The organism is Microcoleus sp. B4-D4 (genome assembly GCF_036705185.1).
Classification (GTDB): domain Bacteria; phylum Cyanobacteriota; class Cyanobacteriia; order Cyanobacteriales; family Microcoleaceae; genus Microcoleus.
In genome coordinates this window covers 130,643-152,939 of the sequence record NZ_JAUBTX010000009.1, presented here as the reverse complement: position 1 = coordinate 152,939, position 22,297 = coordinate 130,643, and the positions used below count along the sequence as shown (strand labels likewise).

Below are 22,297 nucleotides of genomic sequence, written 5' to 3'. Positions count from 1 at the left end.
TTGAGACTGGAAGGTTCCTAAGTCAAAAGTACCAAAGCACGTAATATAAATTTTTACGAGATTGAGCTATAAACCGTAAAAAAAAATACAGCAGGAAATTACTGTATGAAAATAAAATGAGATTTTTATGAGACATCTGCCAAAAAGACTGTTTTGAACGTGCAGGATGCCTGTTCCACAATCATTGTGGGAGAGGTCTATTTGGTCGATCGGCCAAAAGCCCCCAGTCGGGATAAAAATGAAATGAAACTAAACGTAAAGTAATTAAGGATGCCATGTCACTTTCAACAGCAAAACCCGCTCTCCTAGTCCTGGCTGACGGTACTGCTTACCGCGGCTGGTCGTTTGGCGCTGACACCACCGTCGTCGGCGAGGTAGTTTTCAATACGGGAATGACAGGCTACCAAGAAGTCTTGACCGATCCTAGCTATTGCGGTCAAATTGTCACTTTTACTTATCCAGAATTGGGTAATACCGGGGTAAATCTCGAAGACGAAGAATCCTCGCGGCCGCAAATTCGAGGTGCGATCGCCCGTAACGTATGCAGCCGCCCCAGCAACTGGCGCTGCTCGCAATCCCTGCAAGACTACCTAAAACAGCACAATATCCCCGGCCTTTACGGCATCGACACCCGCGCCCTCACCCGCAAAATTCGCACTGTGGGAGCGATTAACGGCGGCATCTCGACAGTGATTCTCGACCAGGCGGAGCTGTTGGAGCAAGTCCAAAACGCTCCCAGTATGGCCGGGCTGAATCTGGTACGCGAAGTGACCACCCGCAAGGTTTACGAGTGGTCGGAAGCCACGGACTCAGTGTGGGAGTTCAGTCCGACAGTCCAACCGGCCAGCGGCGAAATGTGGACGGTGGTGGCGATCGACTTTGGGATCAAGCGCAATATTCTGCGGCGTTTGGCGAGTTACGGCTGTCGGGTAATTGTTGTACCCGCTGACACGTCGGCGGAGGAAATTCTCAAATACAACCCGGACGGCATTTTTCTGTCCAACGGGCCGGGAGATCCCTCGGCGGTAACTGAAGGAATCGCGACGGCTAGAGCTTTGTTGAAGTCAGACAAACCCGTGTTCGGCATTTGCATGGGACACCAAGTGCTGGGACTTTCCTTGGGTGCGGAAACTTTTAAACTCAAGTTCGGCCACCGGGGCTTGAATCATCCTGCGGGTTTAACGGAGCAAATAGAAATTACTAGCCAAAATCACGGTTTTGCGATCGACCCGGATTCCCTAGTCCCGGAAGTAGAAATTACTCACCTCAACTTGAACGATCGCACCGTAGCCGGATTGAAGCACAAAACCTTGCCGATGTTCTCAGTCCAGTACCACCCGGAAGCCAGTCCGGGCCCGCACGACGCTGACTATTTGTTCGATCGATTCGTGCAGTCCATGCGAGACCATCAGAAAGTAGCTGCTTAGTCATCTTTGGGGAGTCATTAGTCATTAGTCATTGGTCATTAGTCATTAGTCATTGAGCATTGGGCATTAGTGCTGTCCCCCTCGCTTTCGGTTATTGGTCATCAGTCCGCAGTCATCGGGCTGGAATTGCCTCAGTTGTTTTGATCGAATTTTCCAGCAGGCGGGACGGCGCACCCTACTCCCCACAAGAAAAAATCATTTTTGTGGGACGATCCTCCTCGCCCGTCACAGCTATTTTTGCAATTGCTGGTCTCTCAGAGGCTCTTGGTGTAGAGAGCCTCTGACTAATGACTAACGACTCCTGACCGATCGCTGACGACCAAAAAACTGTAGACAAAAAACCAAAAAACTCCTATAATGAAGCCTCGACTTTTAGTCATATTTAGCTAGGAGGGTGTCATTTCTGAGCCATTGACCCTGACCGTTAGCCTCAGAGGCACTCGCGAAGTCAAGAATAACTATCAGTTATTTCGCCTGACTGGCCTGCTCGACGCTTTTTCTGAGGCCACTTTTCGGAAGGTAATAAGCAAATGTATAGACGATGGCCCAAAACACGTAATTTTGGACTTGTCTAAAATAGACTTTGTGGACAGTTCCGGCTTGGGCGCACTTGTACAACTTGTCAAGAAAGCCCAAACCTTGGAAGGAACATTGCAAATTGTCTCAAATCCCCGTGTAACTCAGACTGTTAAACTGGTTCGCTTAGAGAAATTTTTGTCTTTGCAGCCAACGGTTGATGATGCGGTAAAAAACGTCAAGGATACTTGATGCAAAGGTGGATTTAATTAGCTATCCGGTTCTCAACGCTGGATAGCAAATTTTTATAGTTTTGCGGGCAAAAAAATACTAATTTTCCGAGAAGCTGCGACACGCGCAAGCTGCAAATTCCCTTGATACTTTGAGATCCGGTGGAGGAACAGCAAAATATGTGTGGCAAACAGACGGAAAAATGGTATAAGAAGGGGAGCGTTGCGATAAGTGTAAAAAGTGTTTTTGAGTCGGTGCGATCGCGATCGGCAAATTAGAGAGCTTTTTCGCGATCGAGATGCTCGCAATCCTGTGAAAGCTATAATTGCCTAGCGCGATCGAAGACAAAAATGTCAAAGGACTAGAACAACCAAGCTGTGCGGAAGTTTTATTTAAAAAAGTATGTCGCCTACCGCAGATGATGGACTCAAATTGAGCCTGACTGATATCAGTTTAAATCGACAGTATGCGGAGAGGGCGACACCAGCAGAAATAGAAAGGATATCGCCCTCCGCCTGGGCATATTTGGGAGATGCAGTATACGAACTCTACATTAGGAGCTCGTACTTAGTACCGCCGAAAAGATTGCAAGCTTATCACGAATTGGTGGTGGGACAAGTACGAGCCGAAACTCAAGCGCGTCACTTGCGATCGATCTCTCCTTATTTGAACAGTACAGAATTAGCAATTGTCAAGCGCGGGCGCAATGCCGTATCCGGCCGTTCCAAGCGAGCCGATCCAGAGATTTACCAACAAGCCAGCAGCTTAGAAACTTTGGTCGGATATTTGTACCTCACCGATTCCGAAAGATTGACGGAAATTTTGGGACTTTTAGAGCTAGAAACTGAAAGTATCTAGCAGTTAATAGTTGCGAAGGACAGCGGATTAATCAATCATTAATTCCACCGCAAACCTACCTAAAAAAGCCCAAAAATCGATGGCGCAAACAGGATCGACCGGCGATCGATACGTAGCGACAGTTTCAGGGATTACGATCGAGCGGGGGCTAGAAACCCGGTTGTCGAGAAAATTTAGTGGCGCTTGACAATAAATATCGGAAGAAACCGGGTGTCTGAGGTCACGAATCGGCTTAGGACTTGCGTTTTGTGACTACCACCTAAAAACTGTCGCTACCGATGGAGTGATTAGACTTCAGTTGCACTGTGCATCGCAGACTCCAATGAATTATCTGCGTCCCTCTGTGTGTATCCGCTTGCAATCTGCGCTTAACAGATCGATCGAATATATATGCAGATCAAACTTATCAACTAGCAACTTTCACCAGAAAAATCTTTGATCCCAAACCTGCCAATCTCAAATCCCAAATTCCTAAGATTGGTTTCTCAAGCCAAAATCTCAAATCTCAAATCGCTCTAACTGCAATCATAAACCCATGAGAAAATTTACCAAACCAAACTCCTCGCGATCGAATTCCGACAGCAAGCCATTCAGAAGCGAAGGCCGCCGTCAAGACTCGCAATCCTCCTCTCCCCGCTTTGAACGCAAGCCCTCTCCCGACACTCGCGGAGTAGAAGCGCCTCAAAAGCGATCGACTTTCTCTCCCCAATCCCGAGAAATGCCCGTGCGAGCAATTTTCAAACGGAATGTCGATGGCGACGGCCAACCCTCCGCGCGCCGACAGTTCAAAGACAGAGACGCAGACAGCAGCCCGCAGGAATCCCGCGGCAATTTTTACAGAGACAGGGACAGAGACAGAGACGGAGAGAGAGACGGATACAGCAGCCCGCAGCCAGCCCGCAATAATTTCCGAGACAGAGACAGCAGCCCGCAGCCAGCCCGCAATAATTTCCGAGACAGAGACAGCAGCCCGCAGCCAGCCCGCAACAATTTCCGAGACAGAGACAGCAGCCCGCAGCCAGCCCGCAACAATTTCCGAGACAGAGACAGAGACGGATACAGCAGCCCGCAGCCAGCCCGCAACAATTTCCGAGACAGAGACAGAGACAAAAACAGAGACAGCAGCCCGCAGGACTCCCGGGGCAATTTTTACAAAGACAGAGACAAAGACAAAAACAGAGACGGAGATAGCAGCCCGCGGGAATTCCGGGGCTATCATTTCAGAGACAGAGACAAAGAGACAGACACTCGCCCTGTGGACACTGCCTCAAATACTGTCGTGCAACCAGACGCAAACACAGACGACATGATTTACGGCCGCCATGCAGTGCAAGCGGCTTTAGAAAGCAACCAAGTGCTCAACCGGATCTGGGTTGTCCCGCACCTGCGCTACGATCCGCGCTTTCACAGCTTGCTAACCGAAGCCAAGGCCAACGGCAGCATCATTGATGAAGTTGACGATTTGCGCCTCGACTACATCACGCGGAAGGCAAACCATCAAGGTGTAGCCGCGCAAGTGTCAGCTTACGAATACTTGGATTTGAGCGAACTGATCGCCAACGCTAAGGCCGCTTGCCAAGATCCAGTGATTGTGGTAGCAGAAGGACTTAACGATCCCCACAATTTAGGGGCGATCGTTCGCACCGCAGAAGCGTTAGGAACTCAGGGCATTGTGATTCCGCAGCGGCGGGCCGTCGGGATTACCTCGGCAGTGAGAAAAGTCGCAGCAGGGGCATTGGAAAACCTGCCAGTGGCGAGGGTTGTCAATCTTAACCGGGCGCTGGAAGAATTGAAAGAGGCTGGATTCTGGATTTACGGCACTGCAGCAGGGGTAGGTGACTCGGTAGAGACAATCAAGTTCTCCGGGCCGACTGTTTTAGTTGTGGGCGGTGAAGCTGATGGTTTGAGCCTTTTGATACAGCGCGGCTGCGACGGATTAGTTTCAATTCCTTTAAGGGGAAAGACTCCTAGCCTGAATGTGTCGGTAGCAACGGGGATGGCTTTATACGAAATTTACCGCCAGCGGGGGCCCAAAAAGTTTCACGTACACGGATCTTGAAGGTCGTTGAAAAAAAGTGTACAACAGAGTAATTGATGTAAGCAGCTCAATCCGGGCGATCGGTCTCAGCAGCTACTTACAGATTACTAGCATAATGCCGGTAGAATGTCATCTGGGAAAACACCATGTCTGGAATTCAATTAGAATTAAAGCTGAATAAACAACAGATAAATCTGATTGCAACCCACTTTTGTTGTTCCCAGTCGATCGGCAGTTAAGGCGATAAAATAATAGGTGAATGCAGCCTCTCATTTTGGGGCTGCATACCCTGAACAAGTAAGGATAGCAGATCGGCTTTCGTTACTTGTTCCGGCGAAATTAGAAGGGGCCTTTCCCCTAGGTGCAAATCTATTTAGATATCGGCTTTAAATAGGTTTAAATGAGTTGTTGGTAGGAGTGGCACAGCCGAGTAAATAACAAAAGCGCAGGTGTTGCCCGCAGCACCGTGAAAACACCGTCAAATAAATTTAAAAAGCAGATGAAAGAATTCTTGATTAGCTTGCTCAATGTTTTCGGATTGGCTTGGTGGGTTGAAGTTAAAACTTCAACGCCGCGGTGCATTTACTATTTTGGCCCCTTCTTGACCGATGGAGAGGCGGAAGCTGCAAAAGCAGGTTATGTAGAAGACATAGAAAATGAAGGTGCAGAAGGTGTTGGTGTTTCGATTCAACGCTGCAAACCTATTAATTTGACTGTTGCAGATGATTTGGGAAAGTTTGGTGATGGAGGGTTGTTACCTGCTTTGATCAGTCAGTAGAAGCAGGGAAATTTTGAGTGCGCCAGTTGTAAATTAAGTTCCGGTAACATCGGAATTATACCACAGTACGATTCGGCGATCGCACTTTTTAATTCGGATGCAAACGCAAACGATAGACATAATATCGTGTCAGATCAAATCCTCTCTTCATCGGAATAGTAAATTCAGGCGTTGACTGTTGACTGTTGACTGTTGACTGTTGACTGTTGACTGTTGACTGTTAACAGTTAACACTCAACATCATGTATGAGTGCAACCGGAATTGATATCATGTTGATTGACAACGATAAAATTGGTTCGTAGTGTTTTTGTGATGGTAATCGACTGGACATGATATTAAGTTCAGAACTTTAGCTAACTGCTTGGGGGTTACTCTCAATCCAGCGATCGATGTCTGCGATTACCCGATCGGGAATTTCCCAAGGAAACAAATGGGCTGTATTCCGATAACACTCCCACTGACAATCGCGGAGGTGGCGGGCTGTTTCTAAACTGGATGCGGAGGTGATGTGCCGATCGCCCTCAGCAGCCAGCACCAAGCAGGGACATTGAATGTCGCCGAGATGCTGCAGTCGATCGTATCCGGCTCTGAGAGCGGTATTTAAAGCCTTTGTAGCCGCGCCGGAAGTCTGGAGATAGGCGGGAGTACCTGCCCGTGCCAAGTAGCGGTAAGGCGTGGCTGTATGCTGCTGGATCAAGTAGCGAAAGAGCGATCGCCTGCCAAAAGTATCAATATTCCACTGCCAACCGGGAATCACCCAATTGATGATTCCGGCTAAACCAGTGTAAAGGTTATCTTGCCAAGAGATCGGAGGGTGACTCCCTCGCGGTTTGGCTGCGGATGCCAGCACAATCAAACCCGTGACTCGCTGGGGATATTTCATAGCTAATTCCAGGGCTAAAATCCCTCCCAAAGACCATCCGACAACCAAACACCGATCGACTCCCAATCGGTCTAAAAGTGCTTCTAAATCGAGGAGGTGGTCAGTCATTTCAAAGGGATTGGAGGTGCGGCTGTTGCCGTAGCCGCGCAAGTCTGGGGCGATCGTCCGAAAGCGCTTTGAGAGGTGTTCTGTAAACACGGACATACAATCGCCGGAACCGGGATGTCCGTGCAAGCAAAGAATAGGAAATCCTTCGCCTTTGACAGAAACACTGAGTTTTTGATGCGGCATTTTTAAGAGAAGGAAGAGGGAAGAAGGAAGAAGGAAGAGGGAAGAGGGAAGAGGGAAGAAGGAAGAAGGAAGAAGTCATTAGTCATTAGTCATCAGTCATTAGTCATTAGTGCTGTCCCCCCGGAACTTTCCGTCCAACGTCATCAGGAAGAAGTCATTAGTCATTAGTCATTAGTGCTGTCCCCCCGGAGCTTTCCGTCCAACGTCATCAGGAAGAGGGAACTTCTCGATCGTCTTGGCGGTTGCTATAGCAATCAAAAGCAGGATTTGTGGGATGAGGAGCGAAAACTTAATAACTTAAACACCTCCTACAGTCTTCTCTCCTGTAAGTTGCCTTCCTCAAAGGAGGCAGAGCCTCCGCACCTGCATTACCAGGCAGAGCCTGGTAACGATCAAAAATTGCCTTTTCCCTGTTTTAAAAACTGGGATTCTTACTAATATAATCGGCAATTTTAGAAATAGAGTTGCGGATTTGTAAATCGCCGCTGCTGCGACTGTCTATCACAGTCATCACGTAGGCTTCGCCGTCAATGTTCATCGCTAAAGTTGTGCCTAGCACCAGGGAATTTTCGCCAGTTTTTTCGCCCAACCACTGAACTTTAGTTCCTTCCAAGGCGGCAAATCCCAAAGCGCGATCGTACTGGCGGTTGAGAGTTTCTACTAACAGTTTAGCGCCCGGTGTTTCGCCGTTGTAAATTTGCACCATCATTTCGGTTAGTTCGTTAACAGTCAAGCGGTTGGGGCCGGAACCTGGGTTGGAGGGCATAATTTTTTCGCCCATTAATTTGAAGTTGACGCGGGTGACTTGGTAGCCGCGATTTTCCAAGAATTGATTGATATAATCGGAACCTACATAATCGATCAGTTGATTGGTGGCAGTATTGCTGCTGCGATCGATCATTTCTTCTAACAGTGTCTTCAGCGGGTAATTTTTAGCGGACACAATCTTCGTCGCTGAGTCTTCGGTGAAGTTGCCCCGATTGACGAATACTTCCTGGTTTAGACTAATTTTTTCTTGTTCTACTTTTTGCATCAAGGCGACAGCAATCGGCAGTTTAATTAAGCTGGCCGGGCTGGCAGGAGGCACATCGCCCCGCAGGTTCACGCACTCTCTCGACAGGTGGCAAATGCCGATCGAAGCTCGATCGGACAAACCGCTTTCGCGAGCCACCTCAGCCAAAAAATCTGATTTTGCTTGCCGCACTTGAGAGGTGGCTGCTGTAAAGTTTTCCCGGTATTCTTGAGTTTTTGATGTTTTGAAAGGAGCTAAAAAGGAATTTTGGGGAACTTCCTGCAAGTTGTTGAGGGCCTGGTGCCACAAAAATTGAGTTTGTTGCGAAGATTCGATCGACTGATTTTGCTGTTTTCCAGTTTCTACGGCTCGGTTGGCTAAGCGGACTGCTTGCTGCAAATTGTCGTTAGCTCTCTGTTCTACTAATATTTGAACATCTACTGCTTGCAACTGTTGTATCAGTTTTTCTTGGGGATTGCCGCCGAGGGGAATTAAGCCGGAAAGCAGGGTTGGTTCTGGGGAGGGAGAGGCTGGTTGTTCTAATTCGGTGACGAGCCGATCGCGAATTTTGTAGAGTTCGTCTAGGGAACGCGGGTTAGATGATTGAGAGAATGAACTGGCGATGGTTAACACCTGAACCAGTCCGATGCCAGCGACTACTGCCGCCATCTTGTTTGCGATCGACAAAAAACGCCCGATTCCTCGCATATATTCGACATCCTCAACACAACCAAATTCAATCTAAGCAGCTATTGTTACAAGAGTCAAACGATTTTAGATTTTAGATTTGGGATTGGGGATTGGGGATTTTAGCCGTAGGGTGCGGATACATCGACAATCCTCAACAAAGAGCAACAATCGATCGAGCGGCGCACCTGTTCTTTTGACCAATGCCCAATCCCTCCGCTTCGCTCCTCCCAATGACCGATGCCCAATGCCCAATGCCCAACGCCCGATGCCCAATGCCCAATCCCTCCGCTTCGCTCCGCCCAATGCCCAATGCAAAAATAAAGGGAATCGATCGCACTCAATGGCGATCGACTCCCTCTAAAATATTGCGAACAATCTACTTTTTGCGCCGCCGCCAGTCAACACCCAACCGCTTGAGGTAATCCCAGCCGCGTTGGGGCCATACACGATCGATACCGATCTTTTCGGCAATCCAGAGAGCTACTTTAGGCCCTGTCCAGTCTCCGCCGTCGGGGGCAGGGCCTTGCAGCGCTTGTCGCAGTTCTTCTTGCTGTTCTGGACTCAGCAAGGATTTTGCAGGAGGGGGCTTGCGGTCTCCGCTGCGGTTTCTCACAGAGGTAGGCCCTTCTCGGTTGTAGCGCTGGACAATTTCTTTGGCGTAGTCGTAGTTGAGACCTACGACTTGGGCTGCTTCTTTGATAGTCCAATTTCGGGAAACTAAGAGCAGCAAGTGCCAGCGGCGGGACTCTGTGGTGTTTTGTGCCTGCCGGTAGCGAAGTTTGAGTTCCTCTGCCGTCAGGTGGGATTCTAAGTGAGCTTTAGGTGGCATTCCTCCAACGGGGCATCGGGAACTTCTTAGCATATATCTCTGGTTTTGGGGACAATTCCGGATGAATTTTTTTTCCTGGGGATCGTGGTGGCAAATTAGGTGGCTGTTTTTGACTGCAGATGCGCGCAGATAGACGCTGTTGAGGAAGGGCTGTAACCAGGTGCAATTGCCAGCTATATTGACTAAGTGGCCGAAAGTAGAAATGATAAAGGTACGAGCATGGCATCCATCCGCGAGTTGCACCGACAACTGGTCAATAAAGAACGCTCTGCTGTGGAAATTACTCAAGAAACATTAGACCGAATTACCCAGCTAGAGCCGAAGTTGAAAAGCTTTCTGTGCGTGACGGCAGACAGCGCAATGGCCCAGGCCCACAAAGTGGATGCCCAAATCGCCGCCGGTGAGGAAATTGGGCTGTTGGCCGGCATCCCGATCGCCGTTAAAGACAATATGTGTACCGATGGCGTTCCCACAACCTGCGCCTCTCGGATTTTGGAGAATTTTGTGCCTCCCTACGATGCAACCGTCGTCTCCAAACTCAAAGCCGCCGGTGCGGTGATTGTGGGTAAGGCGAATATGGACGAGTTTGCAATGGGGAGCTCGACTGAAACTTCTGCCTATCAAGTTACCGCGAATCCTTGGGACTTGGAGCGCGTACCCGGAGGGTCTTCTGGCGGTTCTGCCGCAGCGGTAGCCGCCGGAGAATGCGTCGCGAGCTTGGGTTCGGATACTGGGGGTTCGATCCGCCAACCTGCTGCTTTTTGTGGCTTGGTGGGGCTGAAACCGACCTATGGGTTGGTTTCTCGTTACGGTTTGGTGGCCTATGCTTCTTCTCTGGATCAAATCGGGCCCTTTGGTCGGACTGTTGAGGATGCGGCGATTTTGTTGGGGGCCGTGGCTGGTTACGATCCGAGAGATTCCACGAGTCTTAATGTCCCAATTCCTGACTACGCTCAAGCTTTAAGACCCAGTTTGCGACCCAAGGGTCAGATTAGAATTGGTGTAATTAAAGAAACTTTTGGTGTAGGGCTGGACTCTGGGGTTAAAGACGCTGTTACTAAGGCGATCGAGCAATTTCAACAATTGGGCGCAGAAATCCAAGTCATTTCTTGTCCCCGCTTCCGCTACGGTTTGCCCACTTACTACATTATTGCTCCCTCGGAAGCTTCGGCAAATTTGGCGCGGTATGATGGAGTAAAATACGGTTTCCGATCGCCCGATGCCGACAATCTTTTGGATATGTATGCCAAAACTCGCTCTCAAGGGTTCGGTGCGGAAGTTAAACGCCGGATTGCGATCGGCACTTACGTGCTGTCGGCTGGATATTACGACGCCTATTATCTCAAAGCTCAAAAAGTTCGGACTTTGATTAAAGAAGACTTTGAAAAAGCTTTTTCTCAAGTTGATGTTTTGGTCTGTCCCACTGCTCCGACTACGGCCTTTAAGGCCGGGGAAAAATTCAACGATCCGCTGAGTATGTATTTGTCAGATTTGATGACTATTCCGGTGAATCTAGCTGGTTTGCCAGCTTTGAGTTTGCCCTGCGGATTTGATGATAAAGGACTGCCGGTGGGCATACAACTGATTGGTAATGTTTTGCAAGAATCTAGGTTGTTTCAAGTAGCTCATGCTTACGAACAGTCTACGAATTGGCACTTGCACCGCCCTGACTTGGATTAATTTTTCAAACTTGGCGGAACTGGACGGTGGAAGTTAGTAATCGATCTTGGCTAATTGTTTGAATTAATCATTCGCCCTTAGCTGTTGACCGATCTCTAATTTCCAGCGTGCCCTATTTTCTATGAACAATTTTCTGGTATTGCTATTGTCTAAATCGCTAATAACTTTTGGGACAGTTTTGGCGATCGCTTATTCAGCAGCTTGTCTATTTCTATTTGCCACGCAAGGTAAGTTTATCTTTGTTCCGGGGCGGGCGATCGAAACTACGCCAGATGATTGGCAGTTGAAATATCAAGATGTTTTGCTGCCAATTCCTACTAAAACAGGCGCGGTGGAAACCGTGCATGGGTGGTGGATTCCTGCCTCGGAAAACTCCCGCAAGGTTCCGGGGGAAGTAAGAGAAGCCGCTCGGGTTAACCCATCGGAACCCCCCCCCAGCCCCCCCTTGTTAAGGGGGGGGGTAAGAGAAGCCGTTCCGGTTCCCCCCCTTAACAAGGGAGGGTTTGGGGGGGTAGTTTTGTACCTGCACGGTAATGGTTCAACTTTAGGATCAACTGTCGAACACGCTAATCGATTTCATCAGTTGGGTGTGTCGGTATTTGCGATCGATTATCGCGGTTACGGAAAAAGCCAGGGCGATTTTCCCAGCGAATCTGGGGTGTATGAGGATGCTGAACTTGCTTGGGATTATTTGGTGAAACAGCGCGGGATTCACCCGAATCAAATTTATATCTACGGGCATTCTTTGGGAGGGGCAATTGCGATCGATCTGGCAGTGCGCCACCCGGAGGCGGCGGGGTTAATTGTGGAGGGTTCTTTTACTTCGGTGCGGGAAATGGTGGATTTTCGACAAGGGCTGTTTTGGATGTTTCCGATCGATTTTTTGCTGACTCAGCGGTTTGATTCTCTATCAAAAGTCGATCGCCTGCAAATGCCGGTGCTATTTATTCACGGGACTGCCGATACTGTAGTTCCATCCCCAATGAGCAAAAAACTGTTTGATGCAGCACCAGAACCCAAACAGCTTTACATGGTTCCAGATGGAGGGCACAATAATGTTGCAGAAATCGGCGGCCCAGAATATCTGCAAAGATTAAGCCAATTTTGGGATATTCTAAAATAGATAAAAGCTGTTGGCGCTAACAGTGATTCTAGTTATTGTAGGGTATGCACGGCGCACCAGTTGAGTTGGTAATAGTTAGCGGCGCATGGGGGGCGAAAAACCGGGTGTCTTATAATTTTAGGTTTTGTAACAATAAATATAGCAAGAAACCCGGTTTCTGGGTTTTCAAGCGCGATCGCCAATCAGGAAAAAGGAATATCTAGAGATTTTACCGCTTAATTCAACCTTAAAATATTCAGCCACCAATCCTTGATAGGATAGCAGTAATTGCAGTAATTGTTCGTAATTATCGGTTGTTGTTTGTTAATTTCGCAACCTCGTCGAGAGGTTTTTCGGTTCGGCATCTTTGCGCCGCAAAGATTGGCATCTGTGAGATTAGTTTTGTTCAATCTCGCATCGGTCAAATCGGCCGCTCTGAGGTCTGCACCGCTGAGATTTGCACCGCTTAAATCAGCTTCTTGGAGGTCTGCACCGCTGAGATTCGCACCAGTTAAATCGGCATTTCTCAGATCGGTTCGACTTAGTTTAGCGGCGCTCAAATTACTGCATTTTAAGTTAGCCAGCTTGAGGGATGCTTCTTGAAGAGAACTCTCGCTGAGGTTGGCATTTTCTAAGTTTGCTTCCCTAATGTCGGCCCTGCTCATGTCGGCTTTGCTGAGGTCGGCGTAGGCCAAAAAGGCATTTCTCATGTTGGCGTTGTTTAAATTAGCTTCAATTAAATCAGCCGCAGTTAAGTCGGCATCAACTAAGTCAGCCCTGCTGAGAGTGGCGCGGCTCAAGGAAGCGCCGAACAAATCTGCACGGCTCAAAGAAGCGCCAAATAAGTCGCATCCGGGACATCCTCTGGTTGCTAGCAGCCGCTTGACTAAAGACAGATTTTGAGCTTGTAAGGGAACTGCTGCACAAAATGGGAGTAGCAGTATGGCTGCTGCTAGAATTGTCAGTTTGATTTTGGTCATAAGGTGTAGCGCATTTAAATTGTATATTTCAATTCCCTATCAAACTTTGTCAAATCCTTTCTCTTTTTCCCTTTCTCCCCTTCTATCTCTTTCCCCCTCGAACATAACAGACTATCTTTCGCTTGGGCAAAGTCTGGTAAGTCCTGGAAACGCCCGATCGCACGCCGAGTCGTCTGCTAGAATGACGCGCGGGCTAAAAACAGGGTTTTTCGATTGATTTTATGCTGTCAAACCCAATATTTTTAGCAGAAACCGGGTTGTTGGCGCAAGTCCTCGTCTAGTGCGCTGACGGTGTAAGATTGGTCGGGGCGATCGCACTTGCGGATATTACTTAGGCTTTTAGGATGAGTTCGCGCACATCTACGCTCCCTTGCAGCTTCCTGGGAGCGGTCGGAATCGGGCGCTGAATGCCTTGCATTTTCGAGCTGGCGACGGCTGGGACAAATGGTTGGCGGGGGCATTGCATAAATATTTGTACTCGTTGCAGCGGGATTTTGCTCAGGGGGACGATCGTTCTCCGTACAGGCGATCGGTAAATAAGCCAATTGGCTTAGACTCTTAAGACATATTGCTGATGCCTTACGTTCTATAAAAAAGATAGCATTCTGGTGTGAGCGCGAAATAATACTGAGCAAGCAAGTATAAAATACAACAACTTGGCTCGATCGGTCTGAAAATCGCTAAAAATTAATACTTTTACACAGGGAAAATAAATGTTGAACAACATAGACGAACTGGCCGAAAGTGGCAGAGGCATCAAACTGATGTGGCAGATTGCAGACGAGTTAAGCTACACCCGGACTCTCGACGGTCAAAATTGTTTGTCACTCAGCAAAAGTTACGAAGTAGAAGGTCGCAATAAAGAGCCAAATAAAAAAAATTCTAAAGCTTTAGATGGATTAATGAATTTATTAAATAGATGGGATTGGCAGAATGAAACAGACCAGGAAGCAGAGATTTACAAAACTTCTGTTCAACACATGAGCCTGCAAGTCAACACAGAGGTCAATGCTTTAACTATAGTTATGGATTGGTTTGAGCAATTAAAAGATTTATCGCTACCCAATGAAGTTTGGTTCCAGTTTCAGTTAGCTTTAGCTGAAGGTTTTATTAATGCAGTTCGCCACGCTCACAAAAATCTGCCAGTAGAAACTCCCGTTCAACTAGAAATTACCGTGTTTGACGGACACTTGGAACTGAAAATTTGGGATTGCGGCCCGAGTTTTGATTTTGATGCTAAGCTTAAGGAAATTATTGCAACAGATAGAAAACCAAGCTTAGATTTAGAATTTTTAAACGATCCTTGCTTGATGCCTAGCAAAACGAAAAGTTTGGATATGTATCGAATTTTAATTGCTGGGTAGTGGGGTAGAGGGACAATTAAAAGATTGGAACAATTGAAGATGTGTTATGCTAAAAACGGTGTCAGGGGAAGAGTTACGGGTTTTGTCTTCGCGTAGGTGAAGGGTTTTGAATACTGACGACCTGCTGCAACTTTCGTTTTCAGCTATGAGCTTGGGTGAGTCTGTAGCAGTTCTAGAGCAACGGGTCGATATGTCAGTTTATTTTAGATTAAAGAATTGAAGAATGAGAGATTTATTTGCAGCGCCGCGAATCACCGGATCGGGAATTTTACTCTAAAATTTGGGAAGATTCACGACGGTCGTATGCAGCAGGGTGTGTGTTTTTTGGCGGGTAAATTTAAATATGAAAACTTAAAAATTAAAACTTATTGTGAATAATTTTCAATTCGATCGCAATATCTGGCTCATGACAAAAAAGAATTGATTGAAAGCCTCTCCCTTTTAGGGATAAATTTAAAAAACACTATTGATTGCGACCATTCTCTGCATTGCAGGTAAGTCGCCCTCATCTGTCATATCATGTCCGGTTGATTGCGATCGATCGACGGTACATAATATAAACTATCCATTGTCAACTGAACGAACAATTACTAATGATTTCCAAAGAAACTTTATTTGTGCTGTCTCTATTTCCATACTTGGGATTTCTCTGGTTTTTGACTCGCTCGGGAAAAACACCTCGCTTAGCTTTGATAGGGTTTTACGGGACTCTGGTGTTTGTGGCTGTGACTATTCCCGCCGCAATTTATGCAAAAGTTGCCTACAACGAGTCGCTAGCAAATGTCGATTGGCTGCACGGTTCTGCGGAATTATTCTTGACACTTGCCAATATTTTACTGGTTTTAGGCTTTCGGGAAGCGGTGATTAAAGCAAAAGCATCTTCACAGAATGAGAGCGAAAAGCAAGAGTCTATTGTAGAGGGAGAAAATAGTTGCGGTTAATACCATTTTAGATACTTCGACTTCGCGATGGGACAAGTTTGAGATTGAAGAATTGCGAATGGCTGATGAATTAAGGGTTAGGAAGTTATTCTGCCGCTGCATTCTTTGGGGAAACTTCTATAGCACTTATCACTCTCTCAATTCCTCAATTCCTCAATCTAAAATCTAAAATCTAAAACTTGTTCGCTTGCGAAGTCGAAGTATCTAAAATCTCAACCTGTACCTCATCGAGAGTGAAAAAGGCTATATATAGTGCTGTCTCTCAGAGCGAGTTGTACAATACGCGAGCTATTGAGGTGCTCGCTCAAATGCAAAACACAAATGCTCGCGTTGGCGATCGGTTTGCCCTACAAAATTTTAGGAAAGTATTAGAATATATAAAAACTCACCTCAAGCACTTCTAGTCACTGACTCAATCTGAGATGCTAGATTTTGGGTCGATTAACCCGATTTATCAGGTACGATTGACTTTAATCTCGCGGCATGAGTTGAAACAGACTACCATATTTGCTAAGTTTAGCCGTGGTGGGACTCTCCAGGCAGGAAAAAAGATGAGCTATTGCCTCAATCCCCATTGCCAGAAGCCGCAAAATCCTGACTCAAGCAAGTTTTGTCTGGCGTGCGGCTCAAAATTGCTGCTGAAAGAGCGTTACCGCGCCCTTCAACCTATCGGTGAAGGAACATTTGGCAGAACTTTTTTAGCTGTCGATGAAGATAGGTTAAAAACTCGCTGCGCCATCAAACAATTTTTTCCGCAGGTTCAAGAAAAGGCAGAATTAGAAAAGGCAACTGCACTGTTTAAACAAGAAGCTCAGCGGCTGTACGAACTCGGAGAACACCCACAAATTCCAAGTTTGTTGGCTTCTCTTGAACAAGGAACACATCTGTATCTTGTGGAAGAGTTAATTGAGGGAAATAATTTGTTTCAGGAGTTGCAGCAGCGGGGAGCTTTTAGTGAGGAACAGATTTGGGAATTGTTGATTAATTTGTTGCCTGTTTTGCAGTTTGTTCACGAGCAGCAGGTGATTCATCGGGATATTAAGCCGGAAAATATTCTGCGGAGAAATCCCCAAAATCTCAGGGCTGCCCGATATTGCGGCTCGACTGCCGCGAAAGGCAAAAAAGGGATAATTATGCCTGAATCTGCTGCTGTACAGGGTGCGGCGAGGGGCGGTCAGTTTGTGCTGGTAGATTTTGGGGTGGCTAAGCAGATTAGCGTCATTTCTGAGGCGAAAACTGGTACGATAACTGGAACTGCTGGCTATGCGCCGATCGAACAAATTCGCAGCGGCAAGGCTTATCCGGCGAGCGACCTTTACAGTTTGGGCGTTACCTGCATTCACCTGCTGACTGGGGCGGTGCTGAATGATTTGTTCGATGCTTTGGAATGCAAATGGATTTGGCGATCGCACTTAGCGCAAAAAGGCATCAAAGTCAGCAAAAAATTAACAAGTATTTTAAACAAATTGCTCAAAGATTCAGTAAGAGAGCGATATCAATCCGCTGCTGAAGTGCTGCAAGACTTAGTACATTTCGGGCAATATCCCCGCTCTCAAATCGCTTATAATTATCGACCCAAAATAGCTATCAATTCGGCAGTAACTAACTTGCAGCAAAATAGAGCAACCGCCGTCTCTGTAGCGCCGCCCCACAATATTCAGGTTGCAACTGCTGCCGCTAGCAACCCGAAATTATTGTCTCGTAACTGGCGGTGCGCCTGCATTCTTCGCGGTCATTCAGGCTCGGTTAATGCTGTTGTAATTAATCCTCAAGGCAATATTATTGCTAGCGCCAGCGACGATAAAACAATTAAGCTGTGGAACCTGCACACAGGTGAATTGATTCATACTTTTTTCGGCCATTCCGCAACAGTTGATGCTGTGGCTATCAGCCCCGACGGGAGAATGCTGGTTAGCGGTAGTTTTGACAGAAAAGTTATTGAGTGGAAGCTGGATAAAAAGGCGATGATTCGCGAGTTTTACAGCGATTACGGTTCGCCCTACAGTCACCGGTACGGCTCTGTGTATTCGGTGGCTTTTAGTTGCGACTCTGGGGCGATAGCCAGTGCTAGCGGCGACAAGAGTATTAAACTGTGGAACCAGTGCAACGGAGCCTTGGTGCAAAAACTTTCGGGACATTCAGACAAGGTTTTATCTGTGAGTTTTCGCCCTCAAAGTATGATGCTGGCGAGCGGCAGTGCGGACAAAACTATTAAGATTTGGCGTGTAGGTATTGCGGAGAGTGTACGGACTTTTGTGGGTCATTCGGATTGGGTTTATGCGATCGCCTTTAGTCAAGATGGCAAGACGATTGTCAGCGGTAGTGCGGACGCTACGCTAAAATTGTGGAATGTCGATACAGGGGAATTGATTAATACTTTGAACGGGCATTCTGACGCAATTATTTCGGTGGGGATTAGTCCCGATCGCTCTATTGTCGCTAGCGGCAGCCGAGATGGTACGGTTAAACTGTGGAACTTGCAAACAGGGGTATGTTTGTGCAGTCTGGTTGGGTGTAATCCGGTGGCTTTTAGTCCTGACGGTCAAACTTTAGTCACCGGTGGGGATGGCGGCGAGGTGTTAGTTTGGCGGGCGTTTGTTTAGTTGGGCGAGATAGTTGAGATACTGGGAAATGCGATCGGCATCCGCGTCAAGTAAACGACTGGCCCAAGAATGTATGTTAACTTGCGATCGCACTTCTCGAAACACCGCAGCATCCCCGCGATTGTCGAGAGGAAAAACCCAAGCATCAAATCCCGCAGACTTGAGGCGGCTAACAGCACCATCGCCATCTTGTACCCACAACTTAGGGTTAATCCGAAGCGGCTGACAGCAATATTTACCCACAACAATTCCGCCCACAGAAGCCCTAGCATCCTCTCGGCGATCGGAAAGTTCTTCCAAAAGAGCTTTGAGAGAATTGAGTTTTTCTGCATCTTGTACTTGCTGCGGTGTAAACTTGACAATCACCATTTCTATAACTTCCACAGGTTTTGTCGATCGGGCAAAGTTAACAGGTTCCGTCGCCAAATAATTTTGTCTTTCCGGTTGCGCCGCCCAAGAACTTTGTGTTTCCGATTCCCTCGCCCAAGAATTTTGTATTTCCGGTTGGGCTACCTCGATTTCCTCTGCAACTTGTGAATTTTCTACAGGCTTTGCAGTGTCTACAATTATCTGAATTTCTTCGCCGTCTTTCTCTATTTTTCCACCAATTAGCAAAATCGCATTATCTACAATGTAAGGTTTCAGTTGTTCGTAAGCCTTGGGAAATACCACAGCTTTGATTTGATTAGTCAAATCTTCTAATTGCAAAATTGCCATCGCATCGCCCTTTTTTGTCACTACAAGTTTGATAGCGCTGATCATGACAATAACCGAAACTTTCCCTTTTTTCTCCGCCAACTGTGCCAGAGTCACAACATCTGGATCTTGATTAGATTCAAGCAGAAACTTGAGGGGATGTTCTGATACATAAAAACCCAGTAATTCTTTTTCTAAACGCAATTTTTCCTGTGTATCAAAATTTTTGACAGTCTTTGATTTTGGTGCAGACTCAAATTTATTCGCCGAGTTCCCAAAGCTATTCCCACCCAACAAGTCAAACAGATTACCTTGACCACTTTCTCGATCTTTCTTGCGGTCTTGAGCCCATTTCATCACCCCTTCGAGGTCGTTTACCAATTGCTGGCGGTTGGGATCGATTTTGTCAAAAGCACCACACTGAATCAAGGCTTCTAGGGCGCGGCGGTTGACAGAATGTAGATTTACGCGATCGCACAAATCCGGCAGCGACTTAAACTTACCCCCTTCTTGGCGCGCCTCCAAAATATTTTCAATAGCCCCCTCACCCACATTTTTAACCGCCGAAATTCCAAACAAAATTTTATGTCTTTCGGCCTTTGTCATCTCTATAGGAAGCGGCGTAAAAATAAGTTCAGAGCCATTAATATCAGGTGGCTCAACGTCAATCTTCAGCTTGAGACAATTAGCAATATATCTCTGTACCTTCTCCTGGTCGCCTCTGTTAGCAGTCAGCAGTGCAGCCATGTATTCTACAGGAAAATTTGCCTTTAAATAAGCAGTTTGGTAAGTGATATAGGCATAGGCCATTGAATGGGATTTATTAAAACAATATTCGGCGAATTGTAGCATTTGTCCGAACAACTCTTCGGCAACTCTTTGAGTGACACCATTTTTAGTTGCCCCATCAATAAATGTTTCCTTTTGCTTCTGCATTTCATCAGCCTTCTTCTTGCCCATTGCGCGGCGCAGCAAGTCAGCTTGACCTAAAGAATAGCCCGCCAAATCTTGAGCCATCCGCATAATTTGCTCTTGAAAACAAAGCGTTCCATAGGTTTCTTTTAAAATTGGTTCTAACAACGGATGGTCATATTTAACCACCTCTCTACCGTGTTTGCGATCGATAAATTGTGGAATCAAACCAGCATCCAGCGGGCCGGGACGATAAAGCGCCAGAATAGAAGAAATATCATCCAGACAGGAAGGTTTAATTTTTTTTACTACATCCAGCATCCCAGAAGATTCTAGCTGAAAAATACCTTCCAAATCTCCTTTTTCTAAGAGTTGATAAGTTTTTGCTACATCACCTGGTAACTTGTTGTTCCTAGTAAATGTCTCTTGAGCTCTGCGTTCAATATCAGAAGGTAAGGCTTCGGCATCGATAATTATATCTTGCGTTTGCTTAACATACTCGACTGTTTTTTGGAGAGTTGTTAAATTTTTAAGTCCCAGAAAATCCATCTTCAGCAACCCCAAAAATTCCAAGTCTTCCATGAAATATTGGGTAATCACAGCACCATTGTCATTTTTTTGCAATGGTACAATTTCATCAAGGGGTTGGGAAGAAATGACCACACCGGCCGCGTGAACGCCATAGGTTTTGTTAGTTCCTTCAATGCGAATTGCCATGTCAATCCACTGACGCACTGGAACTTCGGTGCCAGTTTCTGCATTTATGCAAATTGTATTTTCGTAGTTGTCTTTAAAATCCTGTGCCGGTGTTCCCTCGGAAATCATCACTTTTAGTTTTTCCGGTTTCCCCCGCGACACGGGAATCATTTTTGCCATTTCGTCGGCTTTTTTGTAGGGAATTCCTAGCACTCTAGCAACATCTTTCAAGACAGCTTTTGATGTCATTCTGTTGAAAGTAATAATTTGTGCTACGCGGTCTGTACCATATTTTTCCGTAACATATTTAATCATATCGTCGCGTCTTTCTATGCAAAAATCGCTATCGATATCTGGCATAGATTTACGTTCGGGATTGAGAAATCTCTCGAACAGCAATCCGTGGTGTACGGGGTCTATGTTGGTAATGTTGAGGACGTAAGCAACTAAAGAACCTGCCGCAGAACCACGTCCTGGGCCGACGGGAATATTGTTATCTCTAGCATATTTCATGTAGTCCCAAACTACTAAAAAATATTCAGAAAAACCCATCTGCTGAATCATTTTTAGCTCATATTCTAGTCTTTGTTTGTAGACTGGGGGGATTTCGTTTTTGGTGCGGCTTTTGAGGCGTTCTAATAGTCCTAGCCAAGATATTTCTTCTACATAGGTATCGGCGGTATGTTCTGGGGGAATTGGAATTGTGGGAATCCGAGCTTCTCCTGTTAGCTCGTATCTTGATACTTTGTTTGCTACTTCTAGGGTAGTTTCGATCGCCTCTTTGATGGTTTCGTCGTCCAAATGGTCTCGAAACAGTTGCGCCATCTCGTCAGCGGACTTAAGATATTCTGTACCGCTGTAGCGCATCCGCTTGTCTTCTTCAATCAGTTTGTTGGTGTTGATGCAAAGCAAAGCATCGTGGGCTTCTACGTCGTTGCAAGAAATATAGTGAGAATCGTTAGTGGCGATTATTTTTATATTGAATTCGCGGGCAATTTTGACGATTTCCACATTCACCATGCGGTCTTCTTGGGAACCGTGGTCTTGAATTTCTATATAGTAGTCATCCCCAAATACTTCTTTATACCATTTGGCAACTTCGCGGGCAGTATCTAGCTTGTTTTGGAGAATCATTTGGGGAACTTCGCCTCCCAAACAAGCACTGGTAACAATTAAACCTTCTGAGTATTGTTTAAGCAGTTCTTTGTTGATGCAAGGGCGGGCAAAAATACCTCGTTCTGGCATTCCCTTTAAGTGGGAAATTGTGGTGAGTTTGACGAGGTTTTTATAGCCTTGGGTATTTTTGGCTAAGACAACTTGATGGTATTTTCTTCTACCTCTAACTTTGACTTCGATGTCGCCGTTGACGACGTACATTTCGTTGCCAATTATGGGCTTGATGTTTTTATTTCGGCAAACTTTGATGAGTTCGATCGCGCCGTACATCACTCCGTGGTCTGTAAGGGCGATCGCGGGCATCCCTAATTCCACCGCCCGTTCGGCGAGCTGCTGTAGCTGAGAAGCGCCATCTAGGAGGCTGTAATCGCTGTGAATGTGCAAACCAACGAAGGACATGGCGATTTGAGATTTTAGCTTTTAGTTTTTAGACTTTCGATTGTACACTATTGCCGTTGAGAAAGATAAATTGATTTTTTATTTTACAGCATCGGTAACGTACAAAAACTGGTTTTTTGAACGAAATATATAGGTTTGAATGCTATATTTTAGATCGAAAAACCGATTTTTACCACAGGTGCAACATCTCACAG

At 46.5% G+C, this 22,297-nt stretch carries 17 protein-coding genes; 10 read left to right on the top strand and 7 right to left on the bottom strand.

Annotated features, from left to right (window positions below):
• The first annotated feature begins 275 nt into the window (after positions 1-275).
• The 5 genes from carA (at position 276) to QUB13_RS10840 (ending at position 5,848) form a co-directional block, all read left to right on the top strand.
• Positions 276-1,427: a glutamine-hydrolyzing carbamoyl-phosphate synthase small subunit gene (gene carA / locus QUB13_RS10860; RefSeq protein WP_333380520.1), complete on the top strand. Its 1,152-nt coding sequence runs from the start codon at positions 276-278 to the stop codon at positions 1,425-1,427.
• A gap of 411 nt (positions 1,428-1,838) precedes the next feature.
• A complete protein-coding gene (locus tag QUB13_RS10855; protein WP_194010594.1) occupies positions 1,839-2,195 on the top strand; it encodes an STAS domain-containing protein in 357 nt (118 codons plus the stop codon).
• A gap of 381 nt (positions 2,196-2,576) precedes the next feature.
• Complete coding sequence (locus QUB13_RS10850; protein ID WP_194010595.1) at positions 2,577-3,032, top strand: Mini-ribonuclease 3; 456 nt, start codon at positions 2,577-2,579, stop codon at positions 3,030-3,032.
• 535 nt (positions 3,033-3,567) lie between these two features.
• Positions 3,568-5,091 (top strand): 23S rRNA (guanosine(2251)-2'-O)-methyltransferase RlmB, encoded by a 1,524-nt coding sequence (gene rlmB, locus QUB13_RS10845; protein WP_333380519.1) that lies wholly within the window; start codon positions 3,568-3,570, stop codon positions 5,089-5,091.
• A 478-nt stretch (positions 5,092-5,569) separates the two neighbouring features.
• Positions 5,570-5,848, top strand: a complete 279-nt coding sequence (locus QUB13_RS10840; RefSeq protein WP_194066835.1) for a DUF1816 domain-containing protein — start codon at positions 5,570-5,572, stop codon at positions 5,846-5,848.
• Between the two features lie 350 nt (positions 5,849-6,198).
• Here QUB13_RS10840 and QUB13_RS10835 read toward each other — a convergent pair whose 3' ends face one another.
• The 4 genes from QUB13_RS10835 to QUB13_RS10820 form a co-directional block, all read right to left on the bottom strand.
• A complete protein-coding gene (locus QUB13_RS10835) occupies positions 6,199-7,023 on the bottom strand; it encodes an alpha/beta fold hydrolase (RefSeq protein WP_194066873.1) in 825 nt (274 codons plus the stop codon).
• 415 nt (positions 7,024-7,438) lie between these two features.
• Entirely contained in the window at positions 7,439-8,704 is a 1,266-nt protein-coding gene (locus QUB13_RS10830) for a serine hydrolase (protein ID WP_333380517.1), read from the bottom strand.
• Between the two features lie 140 nt (positions 8,705-8,844).
• Positions 8,845-9,066, bottom strand: a complete 222-nt coding sequence (locus QUB13_RS10825; RefSeq protein WP_333380514.1) for a hypothetical protein — start codon at positions 9,064-9,066, stop codon at positions 8,845-8,847.
• Between the two features lie 35 nt (positions 9,067-9,101).
• A complete protein-coding gene (locus QUB13_RS10820) occupies positions 9,102-9,554 on the bottom strand; it encodes a helix-turn-helix domain-containing protein (protein ID WP_194010600.1) in 453 nt (150 codons plus the stop codon).
• A 219-nt stretch (positions 9,555-9,773) separates the two neighbouring features.
• On the opposite strand from QUB13_RS10820, the gene gatA reads away from it, so the two are divergent.
• Both gatA and QUB13_RS10810 read left to right on the top strand, forming a co-directional pair.
• Complete coding sequence (gene gatA, locus QUB13_RS10815; protein ID WP_333380513.1) at positions 9,774-11,234, top strand: Asp-tRNA(Asn)/Glu-tRNA(Gln) amidotransferase subunit GatA; 1,461 nt, start codon at positions 9,774-9,776, stop codon at positions 11,232-11,234.
• Positions 11,235-11,355: 121 nt separating this feature from the next.
• Positions 11,356-12,357 (top strand): alpha/beta hydrolase, encoded by a 1,002-nt coding sequence (locus QUB13_RS10810; protein WP_333380511.1) that lies wholly within the window; start codon positions 11,356-11,358, stop codon positions 12,355-12,357.
• 215 nt (positions 12,358-12,572) lie between these two features.
• On the opposite strand, the gene QUB13_RS10805 is transcribed toward QUB13_RS10810, so the two are convergent.
• Positions 12,573-13,316, bottom strand: a complete 744-nt coding sequence (locus QUB13_RS10805; RefSeq protein WP_333380510.1) for a pentapeptide repeat-containing protein — start codon at positions 13,314-13,316, stop codon at positions 12,573-12,575.
• Positions 13,317-13,558: 242 nt separating this feature from the next.
• Positions 13,559-13,861, bottom strand: a complete 303-nt coding sequence (locus QUB13_RS10800; protein ID WP_333380509.1) for a hypothetical protein — start codon at positions 13,859-13,861, stop codon at positions 13,559-13,561.
• A gap of 168 nt (positions 13,862-14,029) precedes the next feature.
• Between QUB13_RS10800 and QUB13_RS10795 the strand changes: the two genes are divergently transcribed.
• From QUB13_RS10795 to QUB13_RS10785, 3 genes are all read left to right on the top strand, one after another.
• Complete coding sequence (locus QUB13_RS10795; RefSeq protein ID WP_333380507.1) at positions 14,030-14,680, top strand: ATP-binding protein; 651 nt, start codon at positions 14,030-14,032, stop codon at positions 14,678-14,680.
• 593 nt (positions 14,681-15,273) lie between these two features.
• The gene (locus tag QUB13_RS10790; RefSeq protein WP_194011872.1) at positions 15,274-15,621 is read left to right on the top strand and encodes a DUF3593 domain-containing protein; all 348 of its coding nucleotides are present in this window, start codon (positions 15,274-15,276) and stop codon (positions 15,619-15,621) included.
• Between the two features lie 551 nt (positions 15,622-16,172).
• Positions 16,173-18,224 carry a WD40 repeat domain-containing serine/threonine-protein kinase gene (locus QUB13_RS10785; RefSeq protein WP_333380505.1) on the top strand — a complete coding sequence of 684 codons (2,052 nt, stop codon included), beginning with the start codon at positions 16,173-16,175 and terminating at the stop codon, positions 18,222-18,224.
• On the opposite strand, the gene QUB13_RS10780 is transcribed toward QUB13_RS10785, so the two are convergent.
• Positions 18,201-22,103, bottom strand: a complete 3,903-nt coding sequence (locus QUB13_RS10780; protein WP_333380502.1) for a DNA polymerase III subunit alpha — start codon at positions 22,101-22,103, stop codon at positions 18,201-18,203. The genes QUB13_RS10785 and QUB13_RS10780 overlap by 24 nt on opposite strands.
• Positions 22,104-22,297: the final 194 nt, after the last annotated feature.